Origin of the sequence: Actinomyces sp. oral taxon 181, from assembly GCF_018370895.1 — a bacterium.
GTDB lineage: Bacteria > Actinomycetota > Actinomycetes > Actinomycetales > Actinomycetaceae > Pauljensenia.
In genome coordinates, this window is record NZ_JAGYZL010000012.1 from 1 (window position 1) to 12,482 (window position 12,482).

Annotated in this window: 12 protein-coding genes; 8 read left to right on the forward strand and 4 right to left on the reverse strand. The window is 55.6% G+C overall.

What is annotated here, in order from left to right; all coding sequences use genetic code 11:
* Window positions 1-364 precede the first annotated feature (364 nt).
* From KHW85_RS06380 to KHW85_RS06390, 3 genes are read left to right on the forward strand one after another with little or no spacing between them, the layout of a single operon-like run.
* A complete protein-coding gene (locus KHW85_RS06380; RefSeq protein WP_291459237.1) occupies window positions 365-1,162 on the forward strand; it encodes a (Fe-S)-binding protein in 798 nt (265 codons plus the stop codon).
* Window position 1,163: 1 nt separating this feature from the next.
* Window positions 1,164-2,789: a LutB/LldF family L-lactate oxidation iron-sulfur protein gene (locus KHW85_RS06385; RefSeq protein WP_291459238.1), complete on the forward strand. Its 1,626-nt coding sequence runs from the start codon at window positions 1,164-1,166 to the stop codon at window positions 2,787-2,789.
* Between the two features lie 7 nt (window positions 2,790-2,796).
* Entirely contained in the window at window positions 2,797-3,456 is a 660-nt protein-coding gene (locus tag KHW85_RS06390; RefSeq protein WP_026066557.1) for an LUD domain-containing protein, read from the forward strand.
* A gap of 117 nt (window positions 3,457-3,573) precedes the next feature.
* On the opposite strand, the gene KHW85_RS06395 is transcribed toward KHW85_RS06390, so the two are convergent.
* On the reverse strand, window positions 3,574-4,290 hold the full coding sequence (locus KHW85_RS06395; RefSeq protein ID WP_291459239.1) for a DUF421 domain-containing protein: 717 nt from the start codon (window positions 4,288-4,290) through the stop codon (window positions 3,574-3,576).
* A gap of 91 nt (window positions 4,291-4,381) precedes the next feature.
* Window positions 4,382-4,552, reverse strand: coding sequence for a 50S ribosomal protein L32 (gene rpmF / locus KHW85_RS06400; protein ID WP_009409287.1), 171 nt, complete (start codon window positions 4,550-4,552; stop codon window positions 4,382-4,384).
* A gap of 203 nt (window positions 4,553-4,755) precedes the next feature.
* Between rpmF and KHW85_RS06405 the strand changes: the two genes are divergently transcribed.
* The 4 genes from KHW85_RS06405 to KHW85_RS06420 all read left to right on the forward strand — a co-directional run bounded on the left by KHW85_RS06405 (window position 4,756) and on the right by KHW85_RS06420 (window position 7,763).
* Entirely contained in the window at window positions 4,756-5,397 is a 642-nt protein-coding gene (locus KHW85_RS06405) for a YigZ family protein (RefSeq protein ID WP_291459240.1), read from the forward strand.
* 60 nt (window positions 5,398-5,457) lie between these two features.
* Window positions 5,458-6,390: a cysteine synthase A gene (cysK, locus tag KHW85_RS06410; RefSeq protein WP_291459241.1), complete on the forward strand. Its 933-nt coding sequence runs from the start codon at window positions 5,458-5,460 to the stop codon at window positions 6,388-6,390.
* A 145-nt stretch (window positions 6,391-6,535) separates the two neighbouring features.
* On the forward strand, window positions 6,536-7,153 hold the full coding sequence (gene cysE / locus KHW85_RS06415; protein WP_019126136.1) for a serine O-acetyltransferase: 618 nt from the start codon (window positions 6,536-6,538) through the stop codon (window positions 7,151-7,153).
* 109 nt (window positions 7,154-7,262) lie between these two features.
* Window positions 7,263-7,763 (forward strand): GNAT family N-acetyltransferase, encoded by a 501-nt coding sequence (locus KHW85_RS06420; RefSeq protein ID WP_291459242.1) that lies wholly within the window; start codon window positions 7,263-7,265, stop codon window positions 7,761-7,763.
* A gap of 76 nt (window positions 7,764-7,839) precedes the next feature.
* Here KHW85_RS06420 and KHW85_RS06425 read toward each other — a convergent pair whose 3' ends face one another.
* Together KHW85_RS06425 and KHW85_RS06430 are read right to left on the reverse strand one after the other, a co-directional pair.
* Complete coding sequence (locus KHW85_RS06425) at window positions 7,840-8,970, reverse strand: Fpg/Nei family DNA glycosylase (protein WP_291459243.1); 1,131 nt, start codon at window positions 8,968-8,970, stop codon at window positions 7,840-7,842.
* Window positions 8,971-8,972: 2 nt separating this feature from the next.
* A complete protein-coding gene (locus tag KHW85_RS06430) occupies window positions 8,973-11,906 on the reverse strand; it encodes a class I tRNA ligase family protein (RefSeq protein WP_291459244.1) in 2,934 nt (977 codons plus the stop codon).
* A 133-nt stretch (window positions 11,907-12,039) separates the two neighbouring features.
* Here KHW85_RS06430 and KHW85_RS06435 point away from each other — a divergent pair, with 133 nt between their 5' ends.
* Complete coding sequence (locus KHW85_RS06435) at window positions 12,040-12,480, forward strand: HIT family protein (protein ID WP_291459245.1); 441 nt, start codon at window positions 12,040-12,042, stop codon at window positions 12,478-12,480.
* Window positions 12,481-12,482: the final 2 nt, after the last annotated feature.

A 12,482-nucleotide genomic window follows, 5' to 3' on the forward strand; every position in this document is an offset into this window, starting at 1 on the left:
GAAGCAAACGATCATGCCTCAACCGCAGATCCACAGACATGAAAAGCCTCCCATTCCCTGGACTTCAATTTCGATGTCCAAGAAACGGGAGGCAGTTCACAATCCACGAGGCCGGGTCATTGTTTTCGCGTACCGCAGCGACGTAAAACTGAAAAAGGAAAGGATACTCTGTCTTAAGTCGTGTTTTTGGGGCGGCGAATCGCTCAAGAGAAGCCGCCATTTCAGCGATCTAATTCTGCGACTTTTCCGCACGAAATCAACACTTCTGGCCCACACTCAGCAAAGCCGTAACACCTTATCCCCCATCGGGACCTCAGACCCAGCCATACTTTGAGAAATAGCACCTACGAGAAAGGATCTCCCAGTGCGTATCGCTCTCTTCTCAACTTGCCTGGCAGACGTCATGTTCCCCCAGGCCGCCCAAGCAACAGTCACGCTGCTTGAACGACTGGGCCATGAAGTTGTCTTCCCTGAAGGCCAGGTCTGCTGCGGCCAGATGCATGCCAACACCGGCTATTTCGAAGATGCCGCCAAGATCACTCGCAACCACGTTCGAACCTTCGAACCCGTCCTTGACGGCGAATGGGACGCAATTGTGGTTCCTTCCGGCTCTTGCACGGGTGCCGCCCGACACGAGCAAAAGCTCGTCGCTGAGCACGTTGGCGACGATCAGCTCGCAAAGCGCTCTCAGCAGATTGCCGCACACACCTACGATCTCACCGAGCTCATCACCGATGTCTTGGGCTTGGAAGATGTCGGCGCTTACTTCCCCCACACGGTGACATATCACCCGACCTGCCACTCACTGCGTATCGCACGCGTGGGAGATCGCCCTTACCGCCTGCTTCGCGCAGTCGAAGGCCTGACCCTTGTTGACCTGCCGGACGCTGAGGTTTGCTGTGGCTTCGGCGGAACCTTCGCCATGAAGAACTCCGAGACCTCGACTGCAATGCTTGCCGACAAGGTCTCGAATGTCATGTCAACGCACGCCGAGGTTCTGGTCATGGGTGATTACTCCTGCTTGATGCACGTCGGTGGTGGCCTGTCTCGACTGAACTCGGGAATCCGCCCCATGCACCTCGCAGAGATTCTTGCATCCACCAAGGACAAGCCTTTCCTTGGCAACATTTCCTTCGCTCCAGAAAGCGCACAGGTGATCTGAAATGTCTGAAACCTTCATCGGTATGCCCGGGGTTGCCTCGGGCGATGACTCCAATGCTGCGGTTCACACCGGAGGATGGCGAACGACAGTTGAGATTCCCGAAGACACTCTTCGCTGGGGTCCTACCTTCCCCGAGGCCGCGCATAAAACCCTCGCAAACACCCAGATGCGTCGCAATCTGGGCCACGCGACCCGCACCATTCGCGCTAAGCGCGGTCAGCGCGTTGCAGAAATGCCCGACTGGGAAGATCTGCGTGACGCTGCAGAAGCGATCAAGTTTGAGGTCGAATCCCGACTCCCTGAACTTCTGGAAGAATTCGAGCGCAATGTCACCGCCCGCGGAGGCATTGTCCACTGGGCACGCGATAAGCATGAAGCGAATCGCATCATCGCGGACATTATTAAGTCCAAGGGCGTCGACGAAGTCGTCAAGATCAAGTCGATGGCAACCCAGGAAACAAACCTCAATGAGTTCCTGAAGGACGAAGGTATTTCCGCACGCGAGACCGACCTGGCGGAAATGATCGTTCAGCTTGCTGACGATATGCCCAGCCACATCGTCGTTCCCGCAATTCACCGTAACCGTTCCGAGGTTCGTGGCATCTTCCTCGATCGAATGGAAGACGCTCCGCGCGATCTTTCTGATGATCCTCAGGAATTGACGGCCGCCGCACGCGCACACCTTCGTAAGAAGTTCCTGCACGCCAAGGTCGCGGTTTCAGGCACCAATATGGGTATCGCTGAAACCGGAACTGTGTCGGTCTTCGAATCGGAAGGTAATGGACGTATGTGCCTGACCCTTCCCGATACGCTCATTACATTGATGGGTATCGAAAAGCTGGTTCCTCGTTACCAGGACATCGAGGTCTTCTCCCAGCTTCTCCCCCGCTCTGCCACTGGTGAGCGCATGAACCCCTACACCTCGATGTGGACCGGCGTCACCCCAGGCGATGGCCCCCAGGAATTCCACCTGATCTTGATGGATAACGGACGCACCAAGACGCTTGCCGATCCCATTGGCCGTGAAGCCCTTGCATGCATTCGTTGCGGTTCCTGCATGAATATCTGCCCGGTCTACCAGCACACTTCAGGCCACGCCTACGGTTCGGTTTACCCCGGTCCCATCGGCGCCATCCTCACGCCACAGCTAACTCAAGGCTTGGATGAGAAGGATCCTGTCCACACCCTTCCCTTCGCGTCCTCTCTGTGCGGTGCGTGTGGCGAGGTCTGCCCGGTCAAGATCAAGATTCCGAATATCCTCATCCATATGCGTGCCCGTACCGTGGATGTCAAGCACAATTTCGTGCCCGATATCTGGGATTTGGCGATGGGTGCATCAACTCCTGTTATGTCTAATTCAAAGGCGTGGGAGCTGGCAACGAGCGGTGTCAAGGCAACCCGTATTGCCAAGAAGAAGGGAAAGATCGGTGCTCTTCCCTTCCCGGCCTCGCTATGGACTACTGCCCGCGATCTTCCGGTCGCTCCGAAGGAAACATTCCGCCAGTGGTGGCGGCGCACTCACCCCGATTCAGATGCCTCGGCTCCGCGCTCCGATGCGCCGGCGAGGGACATCCCCTTGGCGAGTGAGCACGGAATGACTACTCACACGAATACTGAGGAGGCCTGAGATGGTTATGGATGCGAAGACCGCTATCCTCGCCCGTGCGCGCGAGGCCATTGAGCGTTCGCAAGAGGGACGTCCCGTCCGAGAAATTCCTCGTAACTACATCCGCGAAGGCCAACATGCCCCCGGTTCGGATGAAGTCGTTGCTGAGATGATTGAGAAGCTTGAGGACTACTCAGCGCAGGTTGTCGAAGCACGCGATGATCAGGCAATCGAAGATGCGATCGCAAAGTTCCTTTCCGAGGCCAAGGCTTCCTCGGTTGTCGTTCCCACCGGCCTCGATGATCAGTTCAAGAAGGCGGCTGGACGCGATAAGCGAAAGGTACGTGAAGATTCGCGCGAGAACGCTATTCCGACATTGGAATTGGACGATATCGATGCCGTTGTGACCCGCACTCGCGTCGGGATTTCCATTTCGGGAACGATTATTTTGGACGGCGAACCTGATCAAGGACGCCGCGCCATCACTCTTGTTCCCGATACTCATGTGGCAATTCTGGAGCGCTCTGCGATCGTTCCGACCGTCCCACAGGCCGTCGATATCTTAGGTGAGCATCCCGAGCGTCCAACAACCTGGATCGCCGGTGGTTCTGCAACTTCGGATATCGAATTGGTTCGTGTCAATGGCGTTCACGGTCCTCGTCACCTGCGAGTGATCATCGCACACTAAGCGATCCACGACTGACACCGTGTAGTTAAAGTGGTGGGGCGGTTCCGAAAGGACCGCCCCACCACTTTAACTTTCCTTGTTCAAAGGAGAAGCAAAGAGCTGACTTAACGAAGTCGCCTAATCCATTTTTTGCTCCGCATTTTCCTGCGAGTTCTCAAGGCTGAATGCGAAAGAACGAGCCGTCATATCATTCATCACGATATAAATTTTCTCGCGCCCCTCGAGCTCAGCAAAGAAAATGTCTTCGAGCTTAATTCCCTGTTGTTCGAGTTCCTTAGTAAGCCATTCCTTGCTCTGGCCAGAGGCTTCAAGTTGATCTTGAACAATCTGTCCCTTCGAGACTAAGACGTAGCTCAAGCTTCCATCGCCCTTCTTGATCACAGTCAAAGAGCCGTTTGACTCATACTGTGCAAATTCGACATCTTCAACTGAGAAAATTCCACGCGAACGAAGTTGCTCGGTGAAGTTAATCATGTCGAACGCGCTACTTGCATCATCGAGAGAATCAATGACGAAATGGCCGTGATTGATGATGGTCACCGCTTTGCCCTTGACAATTTGCCGCGCGGGCATAAAGCGGGAAGCAATGAAGTTAAAAAGCGAAATCATGCCCACAGCTGCAAGCAGCAGTACAACGTAGGAGAAAGTAGAAACCGAATGGTTATAGATAATACCGCCGATGATCCCACCGAGAATAAAGTTTCCGATGAAGTCAATAGAAGTGAATTGGGTAAGGCTCTGTTTCTTTGTCAAAGTCAGGTGAGCAGAGATGATCACGATACCGATGAAGAGCCGGAAAATCGAGTGCGCGTCAAGGATGAGTTCGTTCCACATGCGTCAATCGTAGAACGCTGAACCTGAAACAACAGTGTGGGGCCCGGCACCAATCGGTACCGGGCCCCACAAAAACTTGCGAACGGAGGAATCAGTCCTCGACGTCCAGCAGGCCGTTCTTGTACGCCTTCGCCAGACGACGGGGAACACGCACCTCACGGCCGCCCACCTTGATGGTGTTCAGCTCAGTGAGATCAGCCTTCCATGCGGACCGGCGAGTGCGGGTGTTTGCTCGGGACATCTTGCGCTTGGGAACTGCCATGACCCTACCGCTCCTCTTCTAGTTCTGACGTTTTTACCGCGTCGATGCGTATCCTTCAGATACACAGCCATATAGATATGACTTTCGACAACCTGACCACTGTAGCACGACGGGCCAAAAGTACGCATATTCCAAAGGAATTATTCGTGCGAAGCTCGTCTCATTCCCGGCCTCACAATCACTCATGCAACAATGAAGACACTATGTCCTCTCTTCGAGTGCTTGCTTCAGGCACGAGCCTGTCCCATGAGATTGAAATTAAACGATCGCGCTTTATTGCATCGATCGCTAGGACAGATACACCCGAAGAAGCCCGTGAGTTCATCAATTCGGTGAAAGACGCCCATCCGCAGGCACGCCACAACTGCTCAGCATGGATGATCGCAGAAGAAGGCCATTCACCTTCTCAACATTCTTCGGATGACGGAGAGCCCTCAGGAACCGCTGGAACTCCCATGTTGGATGTTCTCAAGCGCAATGAGCTATGGAATGTGACGGCCGTTGTGACGCGCTACTTCGGAGGAATTCTCCTAGGCGCCGGTGGCCTCGTGCGGGCTTATTCAAGCGCGACCAGCGAGGCGCTTGCTCGGGCCCCTTTCGCACGCTTGGAAGCGCTGACTGTCGTTGAAACCGAACTCGCTCCCGTCGATGCTGGACGAATTGAAGGCGAGTTACGTCGTTTAGGTGGGCACGTACTCGATGCTCAGTGGGGATCCTCTGTATTACTCACCATGGCGATGAGCCCTGAGCAACTGGAAAAAGCTGAGAACCTGCTCGCTACGCTCAGTTCAGGCCAGTACGTTTTTCGCCCCCTGGGACAACGTTACATAGAAATCGCGGAATAATCTGGCTCCCCATAGAGTTGCAGTTACGTGCATGGCACGAAGCGACATCTAGGAGACATCATGACCAACATCGCAACAGATGTCACCGATCTCATCGGTGGCACTCCCCTGGTTCGAATTAACCGCCTGAACGAAGGTGGCGCGGAAATCGTCGCAAAAGTCGAGGCTTTCAACCCCGCTTCTTCCGTCAAGGATCGTATCGCTCGTTCCATTGTTGACGCCGCAGAGGCATCCGGGGAGCTTAAGCCGGGCGGAACCATTATCGAAGCCACCTCAGGAAATACCGGCGTTGCACTCTCGATGGTCGGTGCAGCACGCGGTTACAAGGTTGTCATTGTCATGCCTTCCTCGATGAGCCTCGAGCGCCGCGTTCTTATTCGCGCTTTTGGTGCGGAACTGGTCCTTACCGACCCCAAGGGTGGAGTAACCGCCGCTGTCGCAGAAGCTGAGCGCATCCGCGATTCTCGTCCCGGATCCATCATCGCCTCCCAGTTCACCAACCCTGCAAACCCCGCCGTTCACCGTCGTACAACTGCAGAAGAAATTCTTCGCGATACCGATGAGAACGTTGATATCTTCATCGCAGGCGTTGGTACGGGTGGAACTGTGTCTGGTGTGGGTGCTGTCCTCAAGGAACTCAAGCCCAACGTTAAGGTCATTGCAGTTCAACCTGCAGAGTCCCCGCTTCTTACCGGTGGTGAGGCTGGCCCTCACGGCATCCAGGGACTCGGCCCGAACTTCGTTGCTCAGACCTATAACCCCAGCGTCGTTGACGAAGTGATCGATATTGAAACCCCACTTGCTCTGGAGACTTCGCGACGAGCAGCCGCGGAAGAAGGCTTGCTTGTTGGTATTTCCTCAGGAGCAGCACTTGCCGCAGCGATCCAGGTGGCCCAGCGCCCTGAAAACGAAGGTAAGCGAATCGTCGTGATCCTCCCCGATACCGGTGAGCGTTACCTTTCGACAGCGCTCTTCGAAAACCTGCGCGACTGACAGGTCTGGGGTGGATGAGCTCGCGGCTCATCCACCCCATTTCTGCGTTCTCACCCAAGAACGCACAGGACAATCCAAAGCCCCGAGCACTTCATCCCCCCCACAAGTGCAACACTGACCACGAGCAACTGACGGAGAACTACCCATGGCCTCGTCTCCACGCAAGATCATTCAGCTTCTTGCAGAGGATCTTCGAACGGCAAAACGGCGCGATCCCGCGGCACGTTCGACTCTTGAAGTCGCACTCGCCTACCCCGGCGTCCACGCACTGTGGACTCACCGGGTGACACACGCGATGTGGTCTCACCCCGCGCTACGCACCCCCGCCCGTGTCCTTTCCTCAATTGCAAGGATGGCGACCGGGGTTGATATTCATCCCGAGGCAACTATCGGGCGCCGCGTATTCATAGACCACGCCACTGGGGTCGTGATTGGGCAAACAGCCGAGGTCGGTGAAGACGTTGTGATCTTCCACGGGGTGACCTTGGGTGGTGTCGCCATGAACCCCGGAAAACGTCATCCAACCATTGGTAATCACGTCATGATCGGTGCTGGCGCAAAGGTTCTTGGCCCGATCACTGTAGGTGATGGAGCCAAAGTTGGAGCCAATGCCGTCGTCACCAAGGATGTCCCCGAAGACGCTGTTGCGATCGGCGTCCCAGCAAAGTTACGTCAGAAACCAGAAGAACGAATGGTGGAGGACGATCGAGACCTCATCATCGATCCAAATTGCTGGGAAGATGATCCCACCTGGTACATCTAAGTTCCTTCTATTTGTCAAGCTTTGGAACAAACTTCCAGAACCCACTCTGTGAGTTCGCACACCTTCTCACGCACCGTCACCCGTGTAACAGATCACATATTCTGTCCTTATGGACAGACATTCTCTACAGGCACAGATTGACGCACTGACGCGCCTTCGCGGTGCAACAGAGTGTGAGATCGGCGTACTGACGCGCTTCGATATCCCGGAACTCGCTGAGCTTTCTTTAGCGGCATACGGTATCCGCCCAAGTATCGAGGCACATATTGAAGCAACAGACGAGATGCGCCTGTGCTTTGACGGGGTTTTCGGCACCCCATTGGAGGGATCGTTCCTAGGTGGCTGGATCGAAGGAGAGTTAATCGCCGCGATCATTGTCGTCGTCGATCCCCCCGTCGAGGAACCCAGTGGACTTCCACAGGTCATCGACCTGATGGTTCACCCAAAGTTCCGAGGCCGCGGAATTGCCACCGCATTGGTCGCAGAGTGCGCGCGTCGCTGTAAGGACTGGGGAGCATCCTCCCTCATCGTCAGAATCGACGAGGCGAATGTTCACCTTCCACAGATCTACGACATCTTCCAAGAAGGCGAAAACTCCCCCGCAAGCTAGACAGAAATGCTTCAAGCACAGGGAAACACTTCGCAATTAGTTGAGCTGTCCCCTACCGCGAAGTCTTTCTACCGCTTTAGTTCTGGCAATTCGAGCACCAGAAAAGACGGCGATTTTGCATGAGTTTTTCACTGATCATCGTCCCGCATTTAATGCATGGCCGTCCGCTGCGATGGTAGATGTACCAGCGCGCCAATTCTTCATCGCCTTCTGGAATTGGATCAGGCTGATCCTCGGGGCGAATCGTATCGATACGTCCAATTTCTAGGCCTCGCGTCATCAGCTCGCAGACGATATCCCACAGATGCCCAACACGCTGAACCGAGAGGCGATTACCTGCCCTCATCGGTGAAATACCGGCCAGGAACAATGCTTCCGCACGATAGATATTCCCAACTCCAGCAGCGATCGACTGGTCCATTAAGAGCTCACCGATCGGACGTTTACGTCCGCGGATCATCTCAATGAAACGCTTACGCGTTGCAGGATCTTGCGTGGCACCCGGCTGAAGTGGGTCACACCCCAGCTTGGATTCGACAACACGTCGATCTTCATCGGAAATTAGCTCGCACCGATTCGGACCGGTAACATCTGCGACTGCGTGCTCAGACAACACGCGCAGGCGAACCTGTCCAACAGGATCGGGGGCATTCCATTCCTCACCGTGCTTCTGGATATTTCCAGACGCCAAATTATCTTCGACGTACAGAGTATCGTCTGCGTAGCTTGCCCACTTCAGAGCCGCATGTCGGTGACCTTTTGTTGCCACCCAGTTCGTGCGTGGCGCTCCAATGGAGGATGGGACATCAAATGCACGCTCATCAGCATCAAAACGCCAAGACCCATAGAGACCCAAGTGAATATGGAGCCATTGGAGCTCCTCGTCACAGGGGAAAGCGTGCTCTCCCCACAACGGCGATGATCCCGTGAAGGGCAATGCGGCCTCGGCCTCGGGACTGCCCAAGTGAGCGGCGAACTCAGCTTCCGCAGCCTTTGCTTCCTCAGCACAAGAGGCAGCAGCCTCGGCCGGCATAAAACCAACGAACATGTGCTTGCCCACCGCCCGCACAGCGACAACCTTGTGGTGGTTAATCAACTGTGCGGATGAGGCAAAACGCCCCTGCGGTGACGAAGTCTCGACCTGGCTGCCCTGGAAGAGGACAGAAAACGTGTTGGCGATCCGATGGATCGCATCTCCTTCAGGCATGGTTACTTCGGAAGAACGATGTTTACCAGCTGCGGCGCACGCACAATGACCTTTAGGGGCTCGCGTCCGTCAAGAAGCTTGACAATCGGCGCCTGCTCAAGAGCAAGAGCGCGCAAATCATCTTCGCTAATCGACACGGGAACCTCAAGCTTCGCACGGAGCTTGCCATTGGCCTGGACAATAGCCGTCACGGTGTCGTCTTCAAGCAAGGACTCGTCTTCCACGACCGGGAAAGGTACGCGAGCAAGCGATTCCTCATGCCCCAACTTCTGCCACAGTTCCTCACAAATGTGCGGAGCAACAGGAGAGAGCATAAGAATCAGTGCCTCGACGGCCGCGCGAGGGACGCGATCAAAAGAGGTCAGGTGGTTGTTCAGAACAATCAGCTTGGCGATCGCCGTGTTGATACGCAGGTTCTCGTATTCAACGGTGACCTCGGAGATTGTGCGTGCAAGCAGACGAGCCGTCTTCTTGTCCATCGGCTCATCGCTAACGGTGACCTCGCCCGTCTCTTCATCCAAAACATTTCGCCACAGGCGCTGAAGGAAGCGCTGCGAGCCGACGACTGCACGTGTATCCCACGGACGCGAAACATCCAGGGGTCCCATGCTCATTTCGTAGACACGGAAGACATCCGCACCGTAGGCGTCGTACATCTCGTCGGGCGTAACGATATTCTTGAGCGACTTGCCCATCTTGCCGTATTCGCGATTGACGGGCTGCCCCTTCCAGGTGAAGCCACTTGTCTCATCGCCTTCGACCTCGTCAGCCGGGACGTACTGTCCGCGCGCATCGGTGTATGCGTAAGCCTGCACATAGCCCTGGTTAAAGAGCTTGTGGTAGGGCTCGCTATCGGGAACGAATCCCAGATCGAAGAGAACCTTTTGCCAGAAGCGTGCATAGAGCAGGTGAAGCACAGCGTGCTCGACACCACCAATGTATAGGTCGGTGCCACCACTGATCTTGTCCTCACGCGGCCCCATCCAATAGCTCAGATTTTCTGCACCTGCGAAGGTCGTGGGGTTACTCGGATCGGTATAGCGCATTTCGTACCAGCACGAACCTGCCCACTGAGGCATGGTGTTCGTCTCGCGGCGGTACTTCTTGGGGCCATCACCCAAATCAAGGGTGACATTGACCCATTCCTGAGCGCGTCCCAGAGGCGCCTCGGGTTCGGTATCGGCATCGTCGGGGTCGAAAGTACGCGGTGAATAATCACTGATTTCAGGAAGCTCGATGGGGAGCATATCTTCGGGAAGCGCGTGCGCAACGCCATCCTCATCCCACACGATCGGGAAGGGCTCGCCCCAGTAACGCTGACGGCTAAAGAGCCAGTCGCGCAAACGATAGGTTGTTGCGGCGCGCCCCAGTCCCTTGGATTCCAGCCACTGCGTCATCGCTGCCTTTGCAGCATCCTTATCGAGGCCATTGAGGCTGATTTCCTCATTGGCTGAGTCGACAGCAACACCGTCACCGGTGTAGGCGCTCTGAGTCAGATCGTGGGCAGTGGGATCCTCAGCATCACCGATCGTGCGAATGATGTCCAGCTGGAAACGACGCGCAAACTCCCAGTCACGATCATCGTGCGCAGGAACCGCCATGATGGCGCCGGTTCCATAATCCATCAACACGTAGTCAGCAATGAAGACGGGGATACGCTTCTGATTCACAGGGTTAATTGCCCACAGTCCAGTGAAGACACCGGTCTTCTCTCCCGCATCCTCTGCGCGCTGCTCCGGGGTCTTTGCCGCAGCCTGTGCACGGTAAGCCGCCACTGCCTCTGCAGGAGTTGAATAGCCAGCACTCCACTCGGGGCGCGTTCCTTGCGGCCACGATGCGGGAAGTTTGAGCGCAGCCTGGTCAGAGGATGAACCGGGAGTGGTTCCACCAAGCAGGGGGTGCTCGGGAGACCAGACCACGAAGGTCGCTCCGAAGAGCGTATCGGGACGTGTCGTGTAAACGGTGAACTCGCTATCTGACACGCCATCACCCACGGCGCGGAAATCGACCTCTGCACCGTGCGAGCGCCCGATCCAATTGCGCTGCATGGTGCGCACCTTTTCAGGCCAATCAATGGTGTCCAAGTCTTCGATCAGGCGATCGCCGTAAGCGGTAATGCGCATCATCCACTGGCGCAACGAGCGCTTAAAGACCGGGTAGTTACCGCGCTCTGAACGTCCTTCGGCGGTTACTTCTTCATTCGCCAAGACAGTACCCAGACCGGGGCACCAGTTAACAGGAGCCTCAGAAATGTAGGCCAGTCGATAGGAATCAATAACGCGCGCACGCTCACGCGGACTCAGCTCATTCCATGAGCGAGCGGAGAATTCTTCCGGGAGCTCACGCTCTCCTGACTCAAACTGCGCAACAAGCTCTGAAATCGGGCGTGCAGCACCCAGGCCTCGACCATCGCGACGGGGTGCCTGGGGATCAAACCAGGAATTAAAGACCTGTAGGAAGATCCACTGAGTCCAGTGAACGTAGTCGACATCAGTGGTTGCAAACGAACGGCGACGGTCATGAGAAAGACCCAGACGACGCAGCTGGCGTCGCATGTTGGCGATATTTTCTTCGGTCGTCACGCGCGGGTGTTGACCGGTTTGAACAGCGAATTGCTCGGCAGGAAGACCGAATGCGTCATATCCCATTGTGTAGAGAACATTTTCGCCACGCATGCGGTGGAAACGAGCAACCGTATCAGTCGCGATATAGCCCAGCGGGTGCCCAACATGCAGGCCCTTACCTGAGGGGTAGGGGAACATGTCGAGGAGGAAGAAAGGATCACGCGAAGCAAGGTCTCCAGCAAGATCTCCTTCAGGATTATCTGCAAAGAAGGTCCCTCGCTCATCCCATAGGTCCTGCCACTTGTTTTCGATCTCACCGGCCAACTGTGCCGTATAACGGAAATTGGGCTCGCCTGTCGAGATCTCGCTCATCCTTGCCTCCATTTACCCTGAAAATTCACTATCTTCAGGCTCGTTCTATGCCTTATATAGGTTAGTGCATTAGCGCGAATTTGCCTGTTTATTCCCACTAGGCAAAACCAGCCGGGGGCTAGACAATAGAGCTATGAGTACCGTTTTTGAAAAAATCATCTCTGGTGAATTCTCCGGACGCTTTGTGTGGGCCGACGACATCTGCGTCGCATTCGCGACAATCGAGCCGACAAGTCCCGGGCACGTCCTAGTTGTTCCGCGCGAGCCCGTCCCTTCATGGACAGCCTTGGATACGTCAACGTGCGAGCATCTCATGAAGGTTGCGCAGCTTATTGGACGCGCCCAAGAAGTCGCTTTTGAAGTACAGCGCTCCGGATTGGTGATTGCCGGATTCGAGGTGCCACACACCCACCTCCACGTCATTCCCCTGCGCCAAGAAAGCGACGTCCTGCTCAGCAATGCCGCTCCGGCCAGTGATACCGAGCTTGACGAGGCCATGGATAACCTTCGTCAAGAGCTGATCAGTGAGGGTTACGGCTCACTGGTCCCAGCGTCGATGAACACGCTGAACTAACC